Here is a 21,323-nt window from a genome sequence, read left to right on the forward strand (position 1 = left end):
GGGTGTTTTTTATTTGCAAGATTTACATTCGTTTGGCTGGTATGCAGCAAAATTAAAACCTCACCTGCCGAAAAAAGCGTTTCAACCAGTTCCTACTCGGTTATGGGGTGGACTAGCTTATCTAGTCATTACGGTAGTGGGATTACTTACAATTGGGCTGTTAGACGTATTTCCACTGTTTTATGTACCTATCTCGATTGTTATTGGAGCAAGCTTTGCTGCTTTAGGGTTTTTAGGTCATGAAATTTTACATGGCACGGTAGTTAGAAAACCTTGGCTAAGAGATTTTTTAGGGGCTGTTGCCTTTTGGCCGTTAAGTACAGGGCCAAAGCTGTGGAGAAAATGGCATAACTTAACACATCATGTTCATACACAGCATGAGGAGCATGATCCAGATTCCTGGCCGACGCTAGAGAGAATCATGAAAAGTCGATTCCTGCGCTGGGTGTATAAACTCCCATTACCTGTTCGCGCTTTCTTTAGCTTCTGTTCGTTGTCATTTCAGTTTACAGTACACTCTGTAAATATGTTTGTGATCTATCTGAAGGAGTTTAATCCTAAGAAGCGCCCTGCAGTAATGATCGAAGCAATCGTTCCTTGGATGACATGGATTGGTTTGCTCGTTTGGGTTGGACCGGTTAAATGGATATTTATGTTTTTGCTCCCATTGTTAATTGCCAACCTTATCGTGATGGCCTATATATCAACAAATCACCGCTTAAACCCAACGACAGAAGTGAATGACCCATTAGCTAATAGCTTAACGGTTACGGTTCCAAAATGGGTTGATGTTCTGCATTTTAACTTTTCTTATCATACAGAGCATCATTTATTTCCAGGGATGAGTTCTAAATATTATCCTCAAGTTAAAAAATTAATTAAAGAACATTGGCCAGAGCGCTACCATGAAATGCGTTTTGATAAGGCCTTAATTGCATTATGGAAAACTCCAAGACCTTATCAAGATCGTGTACTTGTTGATCCAAGTAGTGGAGAAGTATTCGGGGCTTTAGGTGAAGGGTTGGACACAACAAACATAAAGAAAGTGGCAAGAAAAGTAAGGGAATCTGATCTTGTTTCTTCCTTATCTAATTCGGAAAATCAAAAATAATTAATTACTACCAGAGAAGGACTATGTCTTTCTCTTTTTTTGTAAGTACACAGACAGCAGTTCAAGAAGTGACCATTAAAGGAAAATACCCCCTTAATGGTCGTTTGATCGTTCTATGGATTTGTTGACCATAGGCCAGCAGATTTAATAAATATACGTGGATGGAGTTTTAGCTGGGCAACCATATATTCAGCAAGGTCTTCAGGTTGCATTACTTTTTCTGGGTTGCCATCTGTTAAATTTTCTCTAAACGCAAGTTCAGTTGCGACTGTACTTGGCGTTAGTGCTGTTACACGTATATTATGTTTGCGAACTTCAAGGGCTAGTGATTCAGTAAGTCCGAGTAACCCAAATTTTGAAGCGCTATAAGCACTTGTAACTGGAGCACCTTTTTGTCCAGCTGTTGATGAGATATTAATGATATCTCCACCATTTTTTTCTATTAATTGCGGAAGTACGGTACGAGTCACATAGTAGACTCCAAGTAAGTTAATGTCAATCATGCTCTTCCACTCTTCTGGAGTAAGCTCTAGAAAAGGTCCAAACTTTCCTGTACCTGCATTATTAATTAAGATATCAGCAGGTCCGAGATTACTCGTTACATGGTCGATCGCTTGTTCAACTTGCTCTAGTGATGAGACATCGACAGTAGCATAAGCTGCCTTTACGCCCATCGCCTCTATTTCATTCGCAACCTCAACAAGGTCAGACTCGGTTCGTGCAAGCAACCCAACCTGAACACCTTCTTTTGCTAACGCAATGGCTGTTGCTCGACCAATCCCTTTTCCTGCTCCTGTAACGATGGCAACTTTTCCTTGAAGTGACTGTGCCATGACAACATCTCCTTTTCTTATGTAGAATAGGATTGTATTTTACAACTTCAGCATACTAGAGTCAAAAAAGATGCTTGCTTAACAATAAGAGGACTGAGGTGAAAATCGACGTTGAAAGTGAAGTTTTGTTGGAAGTAACTTTTACTTTTTCGATTCCCATCAAAGGAGAAGAAACATGAATATAATAGAACTTGTTCCATACGTAGAAGACATGGAGGAAATGCTCGAGTACTACCGCCTTAAAGATGGTCAAGAGTTGTTCGTCTTACATCCAAAGGAAGCCATTGATATTTGTAAATATGAAAAAGAAAGACGTCCGTTTGTTTTACAAGCTCGAGGTGAGATTGTTGGCTTCTTGGTTCTCCACAGTGGAGGGGGAGTCCGTTCCTTTAGTGAATATGAACATGCGGTGTTAGTTAGAGCGTTCTCGATTGATGCAAGAGAGCAAGGAAAAGGGTATGCGAAAAAAGCTATTTCACAATTGCCGTCACTCGTTGCTACACATTTCCCTATGGCGAACGAAATCGTCTTAGCTGTAAATCAAAAAAATGAACCTGCAAGGTCACTGTATGAAAGTGTCAATTTTAAGTATACTGGAAGGTGCATTGAAGGAAGAAGTGGTTTGCAGGACGTGATGCATTTTCCGCTGACTAAATGAAAAATAGCTAATATAGACAAGGAGGCCTAAATAGTGAGCAAGAGAAAAATTACCGTGATAGGCAGTATTAATATGGACTTAGTGACGATAACCAACATTCGCCCACAAGTCGGTGAAACGGTACTAGGGGAATCCTTTTCAACGGTTCCGGGCGGAAAAGGGGCGAATCAAGCCGTTGCAGCAGCACGACTCGGTGCGGATGTAACCTTAATTGGCTGTGTTGGATCTGATGCGTTTGGACAGGAATTGAGAATTCATCTTATGAATGAAGGAGTTTCTTTTCGTGAGGTGCAGAATGAGACTAAGAAACATACAGGGATCGCGTCTATTACGATAAGTGATCAGGACAATAGCATTATTGTCGTTCCTGGTGCAAACAAAGAAGTAACTCCTACTAGAATAGAGCCGTTTATCGAAACAATTGTAGGTAGTGATATGATTTTGCTACAATTAGAAATTCCAATACATACAGTTGAATATGTCATTAAAAAGGCAAGTCATAATAATGTTCCTGTCATTGTAAACCCAGCTCCGTTTCAACCGTTATCGATGGAGACGTTGGAGAAAGTAACCTATATTACACCGAATGAGCATGAGAAGAAAATGTTACAGGTTGTGAATATGAAAGAGAAGGTAGTTGTAACAAAAGGGAGTAAAGGCGTGTCTATTTGGGACAATGATGAATTTATTGATATCGCCAGCTACAATGTTGATGTCGTCGATACAACCGGTGCTGGAGATGCGTTTAACGGAGCTTTAGCTGTTGCCTTAGCCGAAAGGTCCTCATTAAAGGATGCCTGTCGATTTGCAACGGCTGTAGGAGCATTAGCTGTAACGAAGCTTGGGGCTCAGAGTGGAATGCCAACTAGAGAAGAAGTTGTTGCTTTTCTTGAAAGCCAAAAGAGGTAATCTCAAAAGGTCAAAAACAGACCTTTTGAGACTTACACTAGTTTTCTTACAAAGTTAGCAATTGTTTAATGTCTTCCACGCTTAGCGATTGCAAAGTCTCTTCCCCTGGCTGGATAATCGAGTCAACAAGTGCTTTCTTTTTCTCATGCATGGTAAGTATTTTTTCCTCAATCGTCCCATTGGCAATTAATTTTATGACTTGGACATTTTTTGTTTGACCGTATCGGTACACCCGATCAGCAGCCTGCTCTTCTATTGCTGGGTTCCACCATGTATCGTAGAGGATGACCGTATCACCGCCTATTAAGTTAAGCCCAGTGCCTCCAGCTTTTAAAGAAATTAAAAACAGTGACTTTTCACCATTATTAAATCGTTCGGCCATTTCTACTCGAGCTTTTGGTGGGGTTTGTCCATCAATATAATGATACGTCCAACCTTTCTCTTCAAACGATTTTCTAATTAAGCTAAGCATGGAAGTGAACTGTGAAAAGATGACCATTTTTTGCTCTGATTGTAAGCCTTCCTCTACATATTCAAGTAAGCGTTCCATTTTCCCTGATTGATAAGTGGTATGTGGTTCAATGAGGTTTGGGTGGCAGCAAATTTGACGCAGCCGAGTTAGGCCTGCGAGAATTTCAATCCTCTATTGTTGAAATTCATTGCTCTTAATGGCAGCGTCCACATCATTGGTCAGCTGTTTCACTTGTGCCACATACATTTTCTTTTGGTCTGGACTTAAATCTGTATATTGGACAGACTCAACTTTGTCAGGCAGTTCAGATAAGACATCCCGCTTTAACCTACGCATAATAAATGGACGGACACGTTTTGAAATCGTCTCATTTGAAAGTTCTTTAAATTGCTTTTTTGTACCTAGCATTCCTGGTAAGATGCTATGAAAAATTGAATATAGCTCATCTTGATGGTTTTCAATCGGTGTCCCGCTTAGCGCAAAACAACTATTGGAATGAAGGGTACGGACAGCTTTTGTTGTCTTCGTTGCGTCATTTTTTATTGCTTGAGCTTCATCTAAAATCATTGTAGAGAAAATACGAGATTCGTAAAGATCGTAATCTCGTTGAATTAATGGATAGGATGTAATGAGAACGTCAAAATCCTTTGCAATAAGTTCTTTTCTAACTTGTTTTGTTCCAGCAACAACGGCCACTTTTAAAGATGGAGCAAATTTAGCTAATTCCTTTTCCCAATTATAAATTAGACTAGCTGGAGCAATAATCAACGCTTGAAAGTTTGGATGTTCTTCTTTTTCACCTTGAATATAGGCAATGGTTTGAACCGTTTTTCCTAACCCCATGTCATCCGCTAAAATACCTCCTAGCCCAATGTGAGAGAGGGTACGTAGCCAGCGGTAGCCATTTATTTGATAATCACGTAACTCTGCTTGCAGGCTAGAAGGAGTATGCCAATCACTGAATTCAGGTGACTGTATGTCAGATAAAAGCTGATGAAGCTGTTTTGATATTCTTGTCTGTCCATTTTGCCGATCTAGCTCAAATGCCTTATGCAAGGGGATCGTCATTTCTTTTTGTAATTTTTGTTTTGGCGATGCCACCGTATTAATAACTTGCTTGACTGAATCAAAACGACTGTGATTCAGTTGGAGGTAAGATCCAGTTGACAATTTATAGTATTTTGCATTTGTTTGTAAGGCGCGAAGGACATCGATTATGTCTTCCTCTGCGATGCCATCCATAGAAAAGGTAACATCAAGCCAGTTTGTCTCATTATTCACATCAAGCTGGACAGATGGTGTGGAACTTGGTGTAGCAATGACGCTTCGTACAGCAGAAGTTGTATAGACTTCAATTTCTTTTTGCAAAATAGGAAGTTGTTCAAATAAAAATGGAACAATCGTTTCCCAACTAGTTAAAGTAAGCTGTCCGTCTTCTATATGGAAATCTGTTTCTTTTAAAGTAGCTAAGATCGATTCTTCTTTTTGAATGTCTCGAGTAATGATTTTCTCATTTATATGATTTGATTCCTCAAATGGATTACGTGCATGTTCACCATATTCAAACGAAACTTTTCCTGTGAGCGCTCCATCATGTAAATCGAGGTAAAACTTAGCCATAAGAGGTTTTGTTTCAATCTTGTCATATAGTTCTTCTGACAAATGCACGGTCCCGATCGTTTTAAGAGTAGGAAGAACATAGGAACAGAACGCTTCAAGTTGTTTTGTTGGAATAACATCAATTGTGTCCGTATCGTCAGCTTGTTCTGCGATAATGTGGAAATGTTTCGCTTGATCTTCGCTTAGCTGATAGATGTTATTTCCGTGAATCAGTGTGCGAAACTCTACATCAACAAAGTCAAATTCGTCTACATTCTCACTAATTAATTGAACGTGTGAATCATCCTCGTCAGACTCTAATTTAAAAGTTATTATTTGATTATTTTCAAGCGGCTTAATTTTAATCTGTTCTGATTGAAGTGTACCGTCTATTGTTAATACAACCGGCTTGTCTACTAGTTGTTCGAGAAATAAAGGCAAACTAACTGCAGGAATTTCATATGAGCGCTTTTGGCTAGATCGATAATAATAATCATCTTTATTAGCAGCGATAATTTCTAAATGAGTATATACCTGTTTCAAAATGCTCGCATCACTCTCATCTATTTGGTGGCAACTAGGGTCGTACGAAAAATTAGCTGTAAATGTATAGGATTCTCGATGCATAAAAGAGTGTAAAAACTCTTCAATGTTTTTAACAACATAAAGACGCTTAGTTCCAGCTTTAAGTCTAAGTTCAACTCGATCTAGCAATGAGCTGAAAGAGTGAGAGAATAAGAGCTCATATTCGACTTGCAGAGGTTCCTTATTAATCGTCGTTTGCTTTTGATTCTTTGTGAAAACGTCTTGAAACTTTTCAAGCATTTTACTGCGAAGTTGATTCGGTTGTGAAGAAGGAATGGGGATGATAGACTCTTTCTCTTCTTGCCATTCTTTAATGGCAAATAACATGGCAACGATGTGCTTGCACGCACCTGGATACGTTATTGCCGCTTCACAATCACAAGTATAATAAATTGATTCCGGTCCTTTAAATGTAATTTCACATTCGTACAATAACGATCCATCTATAAATGCATAAAACGTATTGGAAGCTGGTTCAAAATTTAGGTCAGCCACTCGCTCCAGCCGGAAGTAATTAATTCCTCTGTTAAAGGTAGATTGATTTGTTGCTATTGATAGAATATAGGTAGCAGTGAGCCACGAATAAGTCATAAAAAAAGTGCCTCCTCTAAAAAACAATATAACTATCATAACATGATAGATGGAAATGGACGATCAGCTAGATAGTACGACAAAAAATTACTATAACAATAGATCGCTATGCTAGAAAACTTTTAAGCTAGTTTATTTGCTTAAGTGAAAATTCTTGATTTATTAAAAATTAAGTGGTACGATCCTTTTATTAAAGGGACTTTTTTCTAATGATTATTTTGTTTTTTAACCTGGAATGAAAATAGTTCACCATTACAGATTCATAATTGAATAAGTTTCTTCGGGGCTGGGTGGAAATCCCGACCGGCGGTGATGAAGCATTGCTTCTTAGTCCGTGACCCGACTCTTATTATAAGAGTCGGTGGACCTGGTGAAACTCCGGGACCGACAGTGAAAGTCTGGATGGGAGAAGGAACGAAACGGTACAGTAAAGGTTTCTGTCGTAATGTTTTTTGAAAAAAACGTTACTTTTAAGGGGAGTGGTCTATCCTTTTTTGTACCGAGTAACGTCAACTTTGTTGTACGTTTATTTCGTGATATTTTTAACATGTAAGCCCTGAGGTCTATTTCCTCAGGGCTTTTTCTGTATTTACTTGTAATGTGAGGGATCAGCATGAATGATGTTTATTATATGAAGCTTGCTCTTGACCTTGCTAAGAGCACAAAAGGGCAAACATCCCCTAATCCAATGGTTGGGTCTGTTGTCGTGAATGATGGTGCAATTGTCGGTGTTGGTGCCCATTTAAAAGCTGGAGAGGGCCATGCCGAAGTTCAGGCACTTGCAATGGCAGGGGAAAAAGCAGTAGGGTCGACGATTTATGTTACGTTAGAGCCGTGTAGCCATTATGGGAAAACACCGCCATGTGCAGATCTCATTATTGAAAAGGGTTGTAAAAGGGTTGTTGTTGCGACGAAAGACTCAAACCCCGAGGTGTCAGGTCAAGGTATCGCCAAACTTAAGGAAGCAGGGCTTGAGGTGGAGTTTGGCATTTGTCAAGAGGAAGCCAATGAGTTAAATGAAGTGTTTTTTCATTTTATGAAAAATCAAATTCCATATGTCACCCTGAAATCCGCTACGACTCTTGATGGAAAAACAGCGACTGTAACTAGAAAAAGCAAATGGATTACAGGTTCAGATGCTAGAGAAGATGTTCATCGCTATCGCCATGAGCACGATGCGATCCTCGTAGGCATTGGAACGGTGTTAGCAGATAATCCTTCTTTAACAACACGCCTGCCAAATGGTGGGAAAAATCCAATTCGAGTCGTGTTAGATCGGTCATTACGCATCCCAATTGAAACTAAGCTTGTTCAAGACCAAGAGGCCCCAACTTGGATACTAACGACAGAACAAGCGTCAAAAGCGAAGCAATTAGAACTTGAGCAATTGGGTGTAAACGTCTTTCGTTTACAAGATGATTCGGTTGAATCGGTTTTAGCTTTACTAGGGACAAAAGGCATCACGTCTTTATTTGTTGAAGGTGGCGCTGAGGTTAATGGGAGCTTTTTGAAAGCTCGGGCTGTTAATCAAGTAATAACGTACTTAGCTCCAAAGCTTTTTGGAGGCAAAGAGGCCCCAACTGCAATCGGCGGTGTTGGCTTTCATGAAGTAGAAGAAGCACTTGAATTAGAAATTAAAGAAGTGACAACGATAGGAACAGATATAAAAATCGTCTCACGTGTGAAAGGTAGTGAGTAAATGTTTACAGGTATTATTGAGGAAGTAGGACAAATTCAAGAAATGCGGTCAAGCGGTGAGTCGATGGTTATGAAAATAGGCGCGAACCGTATTTTGAATGACGTGAATCTTGGTGACAGCATTTCTGTTAATGGTGTTTGCTTAACCGTTACATCCTATACATCTACTCATTTTACTGTCGATGTCATGCCGGAGACGGTTCGGGCAACTAGTTTACGTGGGCTTGGTCGAGGTTCTCGCGTGAACTTAGAACGTGCCATGAGTGCAAAAGGTCGTTTTGGAGGACATTTTGTTTCTGGTCACGTTGACGGTACAGGAACTATATTAGCGAAAAAACCTGAACAAAATGCGGTTTACTATCGTATTGGCGTAACAGAAGAGCTACGTCATTATATGATTGAAAAAGGATCAGTTGCTGTTGATGGCACGAGTTTAACGATATTTGCTGTGGATAATGAAAGTTTTACGATCTCGATTATTCCTCATACTATTGAAGAAACAATAATCGGAACAAAAGGGGTCGGAGATATCGTTAATATCGAATGTGATATGGTTGGGAAATATATTGAACAATTTATTTCTAGACGATCTGAATCATCTAAAAAGCCAAGTTCTTCATTAACAGAAAGTTTTCTTTCTGAACACGGATATAAATAAGAGGATAGGATGGTGAGACCGATGGGTGAAAAAAAAGGAGAAGAAAGATTGTTTGATCCAATTGAAGAAGCGATTTATGAATTAATGCAAGGTCGTTGTGTCATTGTATGTGACGATGAAGACCGTGAAAATGAAGGCGATTTTCTTGCTATTGCGGAAAAAACGACTCCTGAAGTGATCAATTTTATGGTCACACACGGACGTGGGCTTGTATGTGCACCGATTACAGAAGAGCGTGCGAAACAGCTTGATCTTGTTTCAATGGTCGATCATAATACAGACCCACATGGGACGGCGTTTACTGTTAGTGTTGATCATTATACAAACACAACGGGGATCTCAGCGAAAGAGCGTGCAGATACGATAAGAGCTCTTGTTGATGATAATGCAAAAAAACATCATTTTAAGCGTCCAGGTCATACGTTTCCACTCGTAGCGAAAAATGGTGGTGTCTTGCGTCGTGCCGGTCATACGGAAGCTGCGATTGATCTAGCTCGTCTTTCAGGTGCAAAACCTGCAGGAGTCATTTGTGAAATTATGAATGAGGATGGCACAATGGCACGAGTACCTGAGCTACGAAAGATTGCGGATGAGCATGAATTAAAGATGATTACGATTAAAGATTTAATTAAATATCGTCACCGCAAAGATAAGCTTGTACAACGAGAAGTAGAAATAAAGCTTCCAACAGATTTTGGTGATTTCCGTGCAATCGGATTTTCTGATATTATCGATGGCAAGGAAAGTGTTGCTCTAGTAAAAGGAGAAATTATAGAAGGGGAACCGACGCTTGTTCGAGTTCATTCAGAATGTTTAACAGGGGATGTATTCGGCTCACACCGTTGTGATTGTGGACCCCAATTGCACGCTGCTTTAGCTCAAATTGAACAAGAAGGTCGCGGGGTTCTTTTGTATATGCGCCAAGAAGGCCGTGGTATTGGATTAATGAATAAGCTAAGAGCTTATCAACTGCAGGAAGAAGGGTATGATACAGTTGAGGCAAATGAAAAGCTTGGTTTTCCTGCTGATTTACGTGATTATGGCATTGGAGCACAAATTCTACGCGATCTTGGTGTAAGACAGATGCGCTTATTAACAAATAATCCACGTAAAATTACTGGCTTAAAAGGGTATGAGCTTGAAGTGGTTGAACGTGTTGCACTTCAATTGCCTCATAACAAAGACAATGAGAGATATTTAAAGACAAAGTCAGAAAAACTAGGGCATATGCTTCATTTTTAATAAGGAAACAAGGCTGCATCACGCCTTGTTTACTACATAAAAACCATACAAAAAACATCATTCTTGAGGAGGAAAAGAAAAATGGGACAAATTTTTGAAGGACATTTAGTTGGAACTGGGTTAAAAGTAGGAATCGTCGTTGGACGATTTAATGAGTTTATAACAAGTAAATTATTAGGTGGTGCACAAGATGCCCTAAAACGCCACGGCGTAAACGAAGCAGATGTGGATGTTGCTTGGGTACCAGGTGCATTTGAAATTCCTTTTGCAGCAAAGAAAATGCTTGATACAGGTAAGTACGATGCTGTTATTACATTAGGAACTGTTATTCGCGGGGCAACACCACATTTTGATTATGTGTGTAATGAAGTAGCTAAAGGAGTAGGTTCGCTTGCTCTTTCAACAGGCAAACCAGTTATTTTTGGAGTTTTAACAACTGATACAATTGAACAAGCGGTAGAGCGTGCTGGTACAAAGGCTGGAAACAAAGGCTGGGATGCTGCCACAGCTGCGATTGAAATGGCGAATTTAGGAAAAAGCTTCGAATAGTTAGTTGCATTGAGGTAATCTTAAAAGAACGGAATCTATGTTTCCCCACCTAAACGTAAAGGTATGGGGCGCAGTTCGATTTCCTTTTTTAGATTGCCTCTTTTTCCTTTTACATGACTTTTTTATTTCTCTTGTTTATTTCTAGTAAGAAAATTGATAAAATGAATGGTGGTTGTACATACCCTTCTAAAGGGATAAGGTTTCAAGGAATTATATTTTATACAAAAAAGGAGCAATAAAAATGGAAAAAGTTTTGATTTTTGGACACAAAAGCCCGGATACAGATACGATTACCTCTGCAATTGTTTACGCAGATCTTAAAAACAAATTAGGTGTAAATGCAGAGCCTGTACGCTTAGGCGAAATTAATGGCGAGACACAATATGCGTTAGATCACTTTGGAGTAGAGGTCCCACGGTTAGTTGAAACAGTTGCAAACGAAGTGGAAAATGTTATTTTAGTCGATCATAACGAACGTCAACAAAGTGCTACAGATGTTGACTCGGTACGTGTACTTGAAGTAATCGATCATCATCGTATTGCAAATTTCGAAACTAGTGATCCGCTATATTACCGTGCAGAGCCTGTTGGGTGTACGGCTACCATCTTAAATAAGCTGTACAAGGAACATGGTGTGGCAATTGAGAAAAACATTGCAGGTTTAATGGTATCTGCTATTATTTCTGACTCTTTGTTATTTAAATCACCAACGTGCACGGATCAAGATATTGCTGCAGCACGTGAATTAGCTGAAATTGCTGAAGTAGACTTAGACAGCTATGGTCTTGAAATGCTTAAAGCAGGTGCTGATGTAAGCAGTAAATCTGTTGCTGAACTTATTTCTTTAGATGCTAAAGAATTTACAATGGGAACAAACAAATTAGAAATTGCCCAAGTTAATGTTGTAGATACGAATGATGTTTTCAATCGAAAAGCAGAAGTTGAAGAAGCATTAACAGCTGTTATTGAAGAAAAAGGGTTAGATCTTTTCTTATTAGTTGTTACAGACATTTTAGAAAATGATTCAAAAATTCTAGCATTAGGTAAATTAACAGATGCAGTAGAAAAAGCGTACAATGTAACATTAGAAGGCAATACAGCAGTCCTAAAAGGTGTCGTATCACGTAAAAAGCAAATTGTTCCTAAATTGGATACAGTTTTAGCGAAGTAATTAGGACTGAAGATTTAATAGTAGGGTAACTAAAAAGCGCCAATAGCCCATTATCCAATGGCTATAGCTTTTTAGTTACCCTTTTTACTTTCCATATATTTTAGTCTTATAGAGGATCGTTGAAATTTTTTAAGATAATTGGATTTTGATCAATAACAACCTTCATGTTTATTGCATATAGTAAAAACAAAACAAAATAAATGTTGAAAAAATTAAGACGAAATCTGCTGAATTGTGGTAAAATAAATTTTGGTGAAAGCGCATACGATAACAACTCATCACCTGAGTTAGAATGTGAGAGGTCTATTATGCTTGTACCTTATAAGTCTACGAATCAAAAAATTGCTATGGGGCTTCTTTCTTTTATGCCAAAGGAGAAAGACGTTAAAAAACTAATAAAAACAATGGAACGTTATGAAAATGATCCTGATTGGAAGTTGTATTTATGGAAGGAAGATGATTTTGTTGGTGTGTTAGGTATTTCAGTCGAAGATGGAGAGGCAATGTTGCAACATCTTTGTGTAAATCCTTCACACCGCAGGGAAGGAATTGGCAAAACAATGCTCCAGGAGTTAAGGAAAATACTTCCTTGTGATTTGAAGCCGACAAAAGAAACAAAAAGTTTTCTATTAGCCTGTGCTGAAGAAGGAGAGAAAAGCGTATAATCACTTTTCTCTTCTTCTTTTTTAATTTATTTTTGGTTCTTTTTTAAAGCTAGCTGGCGGGCTCTCTCTGAAATAACATCAGACCGATCCCGCAGGATATGTTTATGAATAATATCTTCATTTTTGATTTTTTTTTGCAGGTTCCAATTAATTCCTAACTTCTGACAGCGTTTTTGACAAGAAATAAGTACATCGTCTTTTTTAAATGGCAAATCAATATCTGCAAAAGCTCCATTAGTAGAGGTAGCAAGATCCTTTTGATGAACTAGTCGTCTTACTAATTCTGTACCATCTAAGCCAAGTTCCGATAGGGAGGCTTTGTTTTTTGCAAGAATCTTTATTGCTTTGTCATACATCCGACTAGCACCATTTAGATTGCCTCTACGATGATGGTAAAGACCAACGGCAATTTGAATAAGCCCGACCCAGTGAGAAGTGCGGTTTTTCGGGTCATGTTCTTTCCAATATTCTTCTAGGACTTCATGACATTCAAAATAATCTCGTTCGACGTGAAAATAAATAAGGTAGTCAAGATAAGCAGAAGGGTACATTAGGAATCTCCTTTTTCGGACATTTATTTGTAAATAGTTTAACACAAAATATTATAGCGTTCCCTTTACGAGTTTCGAATTAAATCATTCATTCATTTGTTTCGTAAAAGAAGCGTTCAGCTTAGGTTCCACGCATCTGTAAAGTATGTTATAATCTCCTCTATCAATAATTATATTAAGCTAGTGGTGGTTAGATGAATCCTTATAGTGTGAAGCTTGATACATTCGAGGGTCCTCTTGATCTACTTTTGCACTTAATTAATCAAGCAGAAGTTGATATTTATGATATTCCTGTTGCCGTTATTACGGATCAGTATTTAGCATATATTCGCGCTATGCAGGATCTAGAATTAGATATTGCTAGTGAATATTTGGTAATGGCTGCTACGTTGCTTGCAATTAAAAGCAAGATGCTTCTCCCGAAACAAGAGGAGGAGCTTTTTGATGATGAATGGCAACTAGAAGAGGAAGAGGATCCACGAGATGAGTTAATGTATCGACTTATTGAATATAAGAAATATAAAGAAGCGGCATCAGAATTAAAAGAAAAAGAACAGGAACGTAGTCTTGTACATACGCGGCCACCTGAAGATTTAGAGCCGTATATATCTGAAGAAGAGCGACGTGATATTGCCATTTCAGGCGTTTCTTTGTTTGATATGCTTAGTGCGTATCAAAAGTTAATGAAGCGAAAAGAATTAAAAGCGCCACGGACAACAACTGTTAAGAGTCAAGAATATTCGATTGAAGATCGAATGCAGGAAATTGTAAAAGAATTAAGGGCACGATTCAATGGTTTTTGTCACTTTCATGATTTGTTTCCAGTTCCTGAACGTAGTCATATTGTTGTTAGCTTTTTAGCGATTTTAGAACTGATGAAGACAAAAACGATTCGTTGTGAGCAATCCGGTAATTTTTCAGACATCATGATTTACAGTACAGAGGAGGGAGTTCGCAAATGAAGATTCAGGAACTGCATGGAGCCATTGAAGGTTTATTGTTTGTAGTTGGGGATGAAGGGATGACAGTAGAAGATGTCGCGACTGTACTTGAAATAGAAGTACACACGATCCAAGAAGCGATTCTCTCTCTTCAATTGTTATATACCGAGCAGGAACGTGGGCTACAAATTGTTGAAATGGCTGGGGCGTTCAGGTTAACAACGAGACCGGAGCACGCACCTTATTTTAAAAAGCTAGCTGCATCTCCTCTCCATTCGAGTTTGTCACAGGCAGCTCTTGAAACGTTAGCGATTGTAGCTTACAGACAGCCAATTACGCGAATGGAAATTGACGAAATTAGAGGAGTGAAATCAGATCGAGCAATTCACACTCTTTCCTCTAAATTGTTAATAAAAGAAGTAGATCGAGCGCCAGGTCCCGGAAGACCGATTTTATATGGAACAACGAAATTTTTCTTAGACCATTTCGGGTTAAATAATTTAGATGAATTGCCACCTTTACCTGAGAATATTGACGAACATTCACTTGAGGATGAGGCAGATCTATTCTTTAGGAAATTTGAAGAAACGCTAGAAACAGAGTAGATGTTGATCTGAAGCATTCACAATTTTTTTTGTAAACAAACACACAGAGGCATCCATCTAACATAGTATAGAACGTTACTGCTATGTTACGAGGGAGGAATGCAGTGTGAATGAACAAGAAAAAGCGATTTACGATTGGGCCAAAGAGGTAAAAAACATTTGGAATCAATATGGTTCCGAAGTGGAAGCACGGGTTGGATATGATAAAATTAAACCTTTTATAAACTCATTGGTAATGTTACTTAATGAATGTGAACACCCGAATGAACAAAGAGGACATAGCGATGAAACGAATTTAGACAGTCTTGCTGCTGAAGTGTATGAAAGGTGGGGGGAATTAGCACCTACTCGTGCAGAAGCGGCTAGAGCAGATCAAGCTGCCTTTAATCCAGTTCCGATTGGTGGACATAAATTACCGCCATTGCCATATGCATATAATGCATTAGAACCCTATATTTCAGAGGAAATTATGCGTCTCCACCATCAAAAACACCATCAAAGCTATGTGGATGGCCTTAATAAAGCTGAAAAGGAAATGCAAAAAGCAAGAAGGAGAAGCGACTATGATTTAATTAAGCATTGGGAAAGGGAAGCGGCTTTTAATGGAGCAGGACATTATCTCCATACAATTTTCTGGAATATTATGAGTCCTCGCGGCGGGGGAAGACCAAGTGGAGAACTAGCTCAACAAATAAATCGAGACTTTGGCAGTTTTCGTAAAATGAAAGAACATTTTTCAAACGCAGCAGAAAAAGTCGAGGCAGTTGGCTGGGCCCTCTTAGTATATTCACCACGAACGCATCGCTTGGAGATTCTACAAGCAGAGAAGCACCAAAATTTAAGTCAGCAAGATGTCATACCGTTACTTGTTCTAGATGTGTGGGAACATGCCTACTACTTACAATACAAAAATGAACGAAAGCCATATATAACTAATTGGTGGAATGTCGTAAATTGGCCAGAAGTGGAGAGGCGTTTTCTTGAGGCACGTCAATTAAGGTGGAAAACATACAAATAAATCAGAAAACGTATTGAAGAGGTGCCTCATCAAGATTGAGACACCTCTTTTACTACTTTTCAATCATCAAACAGTCCAAGAAAATATTCTTTTAAAGCCTCCATCCGTCGTTCATCTAGCTCCTTCTCTGTTCCAGATACAATAATAGAGGTAATTGTATCATTTTTATGGAGACCGCCATGTTCGCCACCTTCATTATGAACAGGTGCGCCTTCAGACTTTAGTGTATATCCAGGCTTTGCAGTCACGATCATTGATTCAGAATGACTGTTAAGTGCCCCGTACAGTTGATGAAAAATATCGGGGTAATCGCCATAGGCAATCGTTCCATCTGATTCGTTAACTTTAATATCAGCAATTTGTTCATTGCCTTGAAAAGACCACGTTTGTCCATATTGATCATGCCAACTTCCGCCTTCTTTAACCCTTAAAAACCCTTCTGTTCCTACTTGATACAAAATTAATTCATTACCATCGAGCCAAGCAAGGTGATCAATTCGATTATCTTCATGTAATTGATCTGCAATGTCGATAAAATCTAAGTTTGGTTCAATTGCATATAAGTATGCTGATCGGTGGTTGTTTGCTATGACAATATCACCGCTAGATGGTTCGTCCATAAGTGGTGCTACATAATAAGGGTCAAGCAAAGGTTCTAATTCAATAGCAGCTTTTTCTTTTTTATCTGTTAACAGATCTTGTCCGTGGTCGCCCATGATCACAAAGATGTTTTCGCGAAGAGCTTCGTCCCAACTGTCATATGCATTTAAAATTTCTTGCAGGTACCCATCTGTTTTTGCAAAGTATTCTGGACTAACAGGACCGTGATAATGAGCATCTTTATCATAATTCGGAAAGAAAACCATCAGAAAATCAGGTTGTTCATTTTCTTGAATCAGTTTTACGGTTACTTCTGCTGAGTAGGAGTCGTTAAGACCAAACTTTTGATAAAAGCTTTCGTCTAATCTTGCTCCTTGAACCGCTTTTGGTTTTACCGCTTGACCGAAAGCGAGCAGGTCAGGTCCTTTTGTTTCTATTTTATCTGGCAGATGCAATAACGATTTCATATAGCTCGGTACTGTTACTCTGTGAGTTTGATTACCGCGATAAACAAGAAGGTTGATGGAACCACTCGTCCGACCGTTCTGTTTTAAGTCTTCATAAATGGTGCTTACTTTTGGTGATATATGGTTTGTGTTTAGATGAGCTAATGTGTTCATTAGTGTATCGTTCATGCCTAATTTCCAATACTTTGATATTGTAGATCCATAATCGACAATGACATCGCCATTAGGATCGTACCAAACAAGACCTGGAACATTATGTTCCTTTGGTGAAGTTCCAGTCACTAATGTGCTTTCAATAGATACGGACATAGACGGAAATGGAGCGACTAAATCATGATAGATCTGTCCGCGTTCGGCTAAAAAGGATAGAGCAGGAAGAGAGCCGCGTTCCATTGTTTCCTCAATAACTGGTTTTGTCATTGAATCGATCACAACGACTATGACGTTCTTCCCTTTATCAAGAGTACCTGTTTCAGATGATTGTGCCAAGCTCGCTCCCTCTGGACGTTCTTGTTGACATCCTGCTACGAACATACATGCAATCAGGGTGTATATTACTATGATTCTCATACGACTCACCATCCATTTTTAGTACGTCTGAATTTCAAAGCCTTCCCCATTTTGCCATTCTGCAACGAAGACTGCAGATGGCCCTGCGATTCCTCGGTTAAATAATTCATCCAGTAACCATGATTTCTCTTTATTTATTTGCCTTAACCCCTCCTCAATTACTTCTCCATCTAGAATAAGGAGGACAGGCAAATGAACAGGTTGTGCGGGAATTTGTAAATCACGATTAACTGGATAATCTAATGGTTGTTTACGCATTACATTAACTGCCCCGTTTGTCTCTAGAATTCCATATTCTACTTCTCGAATAGAAAAGACACCTTTATCACGTAATAAGTGCAGCAATTGATCTAGATCAAGTTTGTTCTTTTTAAGCTCTTCATATTGGATCTTCCCTTGAGAGATAATAAGAGAAGGGGTTCCTTCAAGCCAAGGTCTAGACTTTCGCATTTTTTGCGTAATCATTTCAATCGTATAAATTAAAGTTCCCCATACCACTACTGCATAAAGAACATAATGGAGGCCGATATCTTTATCATAAATTGCATTTCCGACAAGCTCACCCAATACGAGGGCTGAGATGAAATCAAATGGTGTTAGCTGAGTGATTTGATTTTTACCAAGAACTTTGGTCATGACTAGTAGAGCAAAAAACCCGACAAAGAGTTCTAAAGTTAAATGGAAGAAGTTCGTATTCACACTACTACCCCTTTGTTCGTGATCACATTATCTTTTAGTGTGAGCGAACAAAGGGGTATTTATGAGGAAGAATTTAATTCAGTCAGCCAATGGTCAAAAATGCTTGACGAGAAATTTTGAAGATTGATGAAGCTTGTGAAGCAAGGCTTTCTTGACAATATTTGTTTCTTATAGTTTTCATTCAACTTTCCATCCTACTAGTGAAGGATCCACCTTCACCATAAACGAAACGATCTAGGGGGAACGACATTGACAGTAGCGGTTAAATTTAAACAAACATTAGCAGGATTAAAAAGTGCACAGGCGAGTTTAGAAACATTTGCTCTTGATACGGAAAATCAGCAAGCTAAGCAGTTATACCAACAAATGGCTCAGCAAACTCAAAGCGTCATTGATGGATTAGAACCTCGCTTGCAGAAAATCCAAGAAGAAGAGCCCCAATACAAACAATAACGTTTAGAGTTGACAAAAATTGTAACTCATAGATACGAGCATTTTACTTAATCTAACAATACAAACATTTGAGGAGGACGTCACCGTGACTGTCGCAGCAAAATTTAAACAAACAATAGCAGGATTAAAAAGTGCACAAGCAAGTTTAGAAACATTCGCTCTTGATACAGAAAATGAACAAGCGAAACAACTTTTTCAACAAGCCGCCCAGCAAACACAACAGGTTGTTGATGGATTAGAACCAAGGTTGCAGCAAATTGAGCAAGAAGAACCGCAATACAAACAATAACGTAAAAAAGGTATCCCCAAAGGACAAAAACACCTTTTGGGGGATACCCCCCTTACTACATAGCGGTAAAAAAGGAGGAGTAAATCATGAAAGGATTCATAATTGGAATGGTCGTTTTATGCTTACTCGCGGGGTGTCAAAACCTAACAGGTGCTACTCCGGATGTGAAACCTATGCAATTACAAGAAAACGCTATAATCAATCAAGATCAAGCGGATGAAGCAAAAAAAATTGTTCTATCCATGGAGGAAGTTGTTGAAATCAAAGGAGTCTCTGATAATGATGACAACATTTATTTAGCCCCTAGAGTAAAACACTTTGACCGATTTAGGCTAAAAGAAATAAGAAAAACAGGATTCAACTCTGTCAAAAAACGCTATCCTGATGCAACTGTATTCTTATCAACGGATCAAAAGATTTTTATGGAACTAGAAAAGTTAGAAAAGGAATTAAAAAACCGAACAATAAGCGAACAACGGCTAAAAAAAGAATTAAAAAAGCTTGAAGATATGATGAAAGGGTAAAGGGGCGAAATCAAATGTCGTCAAGTAAAGGAAAAAATGTTACTCCAGCTCAGCAAAAATATCAAATGTTGCAGAAGAAACATGAATTAAAACGACCAGTCGTTAAAAACTGTTTCAGGGCATTTTTGGTTGGCGGTTTTATTTGTCTAATTGGTCAAGGACTTCATGTTTTTTATTATACTTTTTTTGATTTTACACAGAGAACAGCGGGTGATCCTACTGTGGCAACATTAATCTTTATTTCTGTTTTATTAACGGGGTTTGGAGTGTATGACCGAATTGCTCAGTTTGCTGGTGGAGGTACGGCTGTGCCTGTAACAGGGTTTGCTAACTCTGTAGCTTCAGCTGCTATTGAACATCGTACAGAAGGTTATGTTCTTGGCGTTGGAGGCAATATTTTTAAATTAGCCGGTTCTGTTATCGTTTTTGGTACAGTCGCAGCTTTTGTCATTGCTCTTATTAAAACGATTCTCATTCAATGGGGAGGGTTGTAGACAATGTTACAAGGTCATCAAACATGGGAGTTTGAAAACAAACCTGTTATTTTGTCAACTGGTACTGTTGGTGGCCCTTTTGAAGCAGGCGGGAAATTGGCAGATGATTTTGACTTATTACATGATGATTTATGGCTTGGGCAAGATTCTTATGAAAAAGCGCAAAAGGTATTAGTTGAAGAGTCTGTGTCACGAGCTATTGAAAAAGCTCAGCTAAGAAATGAAGATATTCAATTTATGTTTGCTGGGGATCTGATAAATCAAATTACTCCATCTAGCTTTGCAGGACGTACATTAGCAATTCCTTATTTTGGATTGTTTGGTGCTTGTTCAACATCAATGGAAGGATTAGCGTTAGCTTCATTTATTATTAATGCAAAAGGGGCCGAGCGAATTATTGCAGCAGCTTCGAGTCATAATGCTGCGACAGAAAAGCAATTTAGGTACCCAACAGAATATGGAGGGCAGAAGCCACCTACAGCCCAGTGGACAGTGACAGCATCAGGGGCTGCTTTGGTTTCCACCGTTGGGAATGGACCAGTTGTTACATCGGCTACGATAGGGAAAGTAATTGATATGGGACTGTCCGACCCGTTTAACATGGGGGGAGCAATGGCTCCAGCAGCAGCTGATACGATTGTTTCACATTTCCGTGATCGGGATTTACCGGCTGATTATTATGACTTGGTCGCAACAGGTGATTTAGGAAAGGTTGGACTTCCAATTGCAAAAGAGTTAATTGAAGAAAAGGGACTAAAGCTACCTGAAGATACGTTTCAAGATTGTGGATTGATGATTTATCGGGAAGGACAGCCAGTTCTTGCTGGTGGGAGCGGCGCTGGATGCTCTGCTTCAGTAACGTATGGTCATTTGTTAAACCGCATGAAAAAAGGCGAACTAAAGCGAATCTTAATCGTGGCAACTGGAGCCCTATTATCACCAATGTCTTTTCAGCAAAAGGAAACGATCCCGTGTATCGCACACGCTGTTTCATTTGAAGCAGGAGGTGGCCTGCAATGATTTTTATCTCGGCCTTTGTTGTTGGAGGACTAATTTGTGTCATCGGACAAGTGTTAATGGATGTGTTTAAATTAACCCCTGCACATACAATGAGTACACTTGTCGTATCTGGTGCCGTTCTAGACGGGTTAGGACTATATGAACCACTAATTGATTTCGCAGGTGCAGGTGCAACCGTTCCAATAACAAGCTTTGGGAATGCTCTAGTACATGGAGCGATAGCTGAAGCTGAAGCGAATGGGATAGTTGGTGTCCTAACAGGGATTTTCGAGGTGACAAGCGCGGGGATCTCAGCAGCAATTATATTTGGGTTTCTCGCTTCTTTAGTATTTAGACCAAAAGGATAAAGGA

The 21,323-nt window shown here is 39.0% G+C and carries 24 protein-coding genes and 1 riboswitch; of the genes, 18 read left to right on the top strand and 6 right to left on the bottom strand.

Features of this window, described 5'->3' with window-relative positions:
• The first annotated feature begins 13 nt into the window (after positions 1 to 13).
• The gene (gene desB, locus SAY88_RS10140; protein ID WP_332631552.1) at positions 14 to 1,111 is read left to right on the top strand and encodes a Delta(10) desaturase DesB; all 1,098 of its coding nucleotides are present in this window, start codon (positions 14 to 16) and stop codon (positions 1,109 to 1,111) included.
• Positions 1,112 to 1,224: 113 nt separating this feature from the next.
• Here the strand turns inward: desB and SAY88_RS10145 are convergent, their stop codons facing one another.
• Positions 1,225 to 1,944 (bottom strand): 3-ketoacyl-ACP reductase, encoded by a 720-nt coding sequence (locus SAY88_RS10145; RefSeq protein ID WP_332631553.1) that lies wholly within the window; start codon positions 1,942 to 1,944, stop codon positions 1,225 to 1,227.
• A gap of 175 nt (positions 1,945 to 2,119) precedes the next feature.
• Between SAY88_RS10145 and SAY88_RS10150 the strand changes: the two genes are divergently transcribed.
• Together SAY88_RS10150 and rbsK are read left to right on the top strand one after the other, a co-directional pair.
• Positions 2,120 to 2,602 (top strand): GNAT family N-acetyltransferase, encoded by a 483-nt coding sequence (locus SAY88_RS10150; RefSeq protein ID WP_332631554.1) that lies wholly within the window; start codon positions 2,120 to 2,122, stop codon positions 2,600 to 2,602.
• 33 nt (positions 2,603 to 2,635) lie between these two features.
• On the top strand, positions 2,636 to 3,511 hold the full coding sequence (gene rbsK, locus SAY88_RS10155; RefSeq protein ID WP_332631555.1) for a ribokinase: 876 nt from the start codon (positions 2,636 to 2,638) through the stop codon (positions 3,509 to 3,511).
• A gap of 46 nt (positions 3,512 to 3,557) precedes the next feature.
• Here rbsK and SAY88_RS10160 read toward each other — a convergent pair whose 3' ends face one another.
• Positions 3,558 to 4,061 carry a DEAD/DEAH box helicase gene (locus tag SAY88_RS10160; RefSeq protein WP_332631556.1) on the bottom strand — a complete coding sequence of 168 codons (504 nt, stop codon included), beginning with the start codon at positions 4,059 to 4,061 and terminating at the stop codon, positions 3,558 to 3,560.
• Positions 4,062 to 4,154: 93 nt separating this feature from the next.
• Complete coding sequence (locus SAY88_RS10165) at positions 4,155 to 6,758, bottom strand: SNF2 helicase associated domain-containing protein (protein WP_332631558.1); 2,604 nt, start codon at positions 6,756 to 6,758, stop codon at positions 4,155 to 4,157.
• Positions 6,759 to 7,030: 272 nt separating this feature from the next.
• A riboswitch (FMN riboswitch) is annotated at positions 7,031 to 7,176 on the top strand.
• 195 nt (positions 7,177 to 7,371) lie between these two features.
• Here SAY88_RS10165 and ribD point away from each other — a divergent pair.
• The 6 genes from ribD to SAY88_RS10195 all read left to right on the top strand — a co-directional run bounded on the left by ribD (position 7,372) and on the right by SAY88_RS10195 (position 12,741).
• The gene (ribD, locus tag SAY88_RS10170; protein ID WP_332631560.1) at positions 7,372 to 8,457 is read left to right on the top strand and encodes a bifunctional diaminohydroxyphosphoribosylaminopyrimidine deaminase/5-amino-6-(5-phosphoribosylamino)uracil reductase RibD; all 1,086 of its coding nucleotides are present in this window, start codon (positions 7,372 to 7,374) and stop codon (positions 8,455 to 8,457) included.
• Positions 8,458 to 9,114, top strand: coding sequence for a riboflavin synthase (ribE, locus tag SAY88_RS10175; RefSeq protein ID WP_332631561.1), 657 nt, complete (start codon positions 8,458 to 8,460; stop codon positions 9,112 to 9,114).
• A 21-nt stretch (positions 9,115 to 9,135) separates the two neighbouring features.
• Positions 9,136 to 10,356: a bifunctional 3,4-dihydroxy-2-butanone-4-phosphate synthase/GTP cyclohydrolase II gene (locus SAY88_RS10180; protein ID WP_332631562.1), complete on the top strand. Its 1,221-nt coding sequence runs from the start codon at positions 9,136 to 9,138 to the stop codon at positions 10,354 to 10,356.
• A gap of 81 nt (positions 10,357 to 10,437) precedes the next feature.
• Positions 10,438 to 10,905, top strand: a complete 468-nt coding sequence (gene ribH / locus SAY88_RS10185) for a 6,7-dimethyl-8-ribityllumazine synthase (RefSeq protein ID WP_332631564.1) — start codon at positions 10,438 to 10,440, stop codon at positions 10,903 to 10,905.
• Between the two features lie 241 nt (positions 10,906 to 11,146).
• Positions 11,147 to 12,076: a manganese-dependent inorganic pyrophosphatase gene (locus tag SAY88_RS10190; protein WP_332631566.1), complete on the top strand. Its 930-nt coding sequence runs from the start codon at positions 11,147 to 11,149 to the stop codon at positions 12,074 to 12,076.
• Between the two features lie 308 nt (positions 12,077 to 12,384).
• Positions 12,385 to 12,741, top strand: coding sequence for a GNAT family N-acetyltransferase (locus SAY88_RS10195; RefSeq protein WP_332631568.1), 357 nt, complete (start codon positions 12,385 to 12,387; stop codon positions 12,739 to 12,741).
• A gap of 26 nt (positions 12,742 to 12,767) precedes the next feature.
• Here SAY88_RS10195 and SAY88_RS10200 read toward each other — a convergent pair whose 3' ends face one another.
• Positions 12,768 to 13,292, bottom strand: coding sequence for a DUF309 domain-containing protein (locus SAY88_RS10200; protein ID WP_332631569.1), 525 nt, complete (start codon positions 13,290 to 13,292; stop codon positions 12,768 to 12,770).
• A 194-nt stretch (positions 13,293 to 13,486) separates the two neighbouring features.
• Between SAY88_RS10200 and SAY88_RS10205 the strand changes: the two genes are divergently transcribed.
• The 3 genes from SAY88_RS10205 to SAY88_RS10215 all read left to right on the top strand — a co-directional run bounded on the left by SAY88_RS10205 (position 13,487) and on the right by SAY88_RS10215 (position 15,856).
• Entirely contained in the window at positions 13,487 to 14,254 is a 768-nt protein-coding gene (locus tag SAY88_RS10205; protein WP_332631570.1) for a segregation/condensation protein A, read from the top strand.
• Complete coding sequence (gene scpB / locus SAY88_RS10210) at positions 14,251 to 14,838, top strand: SMC-Scp complex subunit ScpB (RefSeq protein ID WP_332631571.1); 588 nt, start codon at positions 14,251 to 14,253, stop codon at positions 14,836 to 14,838. Before SAY88_RS10205 ends, scpB begins: the two co-directional genes overlap by 4 nt.
• Positions 14,839 to 14,944: 106 nt before the next feature.
• Positions 14,945 to 15,856 (top strand): superoxide dismutase, encoded by a 912-nt coding sequence (locus SAY88_RS10215; RefSeq protein ID WP_332631573.1) that lies wholly within the window; start codon positions 14,945 to 14,947, stop codon positions 15,854 to 15,856.
• A 59-nt stretch (positions 15,857 to 15,915) separates the two neighbouring features.
• Here SAY88_RS10215 and SAY88_RS10220 read toward each other — a convergent pair whose 3' ends face one another.
• Both SAY88_RS10220 and SAY88_RS10225 read right to left on the bottom strand, forming a co-directional pair.
• Positions 15,916 to 17,493, bottom strand: coding sequence for an alkaline phosphatase family protein (locus tag SAY88_RS10220; RefSeq protein WP_332631574.1), 1,578 nt, complete (start codon positions 17,491 to 17,493; stop codon positions 15,916 to 15,918).
• Positions 17,494 to 17,511: 18 nt separating this feature from the next.
• Positions 17,512 to 18,192 (bottom strand): DUF421 domain-containing protein, encoded by a 681-nt coding sequence (locus tag SAY88_RS10225; RefSeq protein WP_332631575.1) that lies wholly within the window; start codon positions 18,190 to 18,192, stop codon positions 17,512 to 17,514.
• A 249-nt stretch (positions 18,193 to 18,441) separates the two neighbouring features.
• Between SAY88_RS10225 and SAY88_RS10230 the strand changes: the two genes are divergently transcribed.
• From SAY88_RS10230 to spoVAE, 6 genes are all read left to right on the top strand, one after another.
• The gene (locus SAY88_RS10230) at positions 18,442 to 18,645 is read left to right on the top strand and encodes a DUF1657 domain-containing protein (RefSeq protein WP_332631576.1); all 204 of its coding nucleotides are present in this window, start codon (positions 18,442 to 18,444) and stop codon (positions 18,643 to 18,645) included.
• Positions 18,646 to 18,730: 85 nt separating this feature from the next.
• Complete coding sequence (locus SAY88_RS10235) at positions 18,731 to 18,934, top strand: DUF1657 domain-containing protein (protein WP_217228442.1); 204 nt, start codon at positions 18,731 to 18,733, stop codon at positions 18,932 to 18,934.
• 86 nt (positions 18,935 to 19,020) lie between these two features.
• Complete coding sequence (locus tag SAY88_RS10240) at positions 19,021 to 19,458, top strand: hypothetical protein (RefSeq protein ID WP_332631577.1); 438 nt, start codon at positions 19,021 to 19,023, stop codon at positions 19,456 to 19,458.
• A 14-nt stretch (positions 19,459 to 19,472) separates the two neighbouring features.
• Positions 19,473 to 19,952, top strand: coding sequence for a stage V sporulation protein AC (gene spoVAC / locus SAY88_RS10245; protein WP_332631578.1), 480 nt, complete (start codon positions 19,473 to 19,475; stop codon positions 19,950 to 19,952).
• Between the two features lie 3 nt (positions 19,953 to 19,955).
• A complete protein-coding gene (gene spoVAD, locus SAY88_RS10250) occupies positions 19,956 to 20,972 on the top strand; it encodes a stage V sporulation protein AD (protein WP_332631579.1) in 1,017 nt (338 codons plus the stop codon).
• Entirely contained in the window at positions 20,969 to 21,319 is a 351-nt protein-coding gene (spoVAE, locus tag SAY88_RS10255; RefSeq protein ID WP_332631580.1) for a stage V sporulation protein AE, read from the top strand. Before spoVAD ends, spoVAE begins: the two co-directional genes overlap by 4 nt.
• Positions 21,320 to 21,323 lie beyond the last annotated feature (4 nt).

This window comes from Halalkalibacter flavus (assembly GCF_036663575.1).
Classification (GTDB): domain Bacteria; phylum Bacillota; class Bacilli; order Bacillales; family Bacillaceae_D; genus Halalkalibacter; species Halalkalibacter flavus.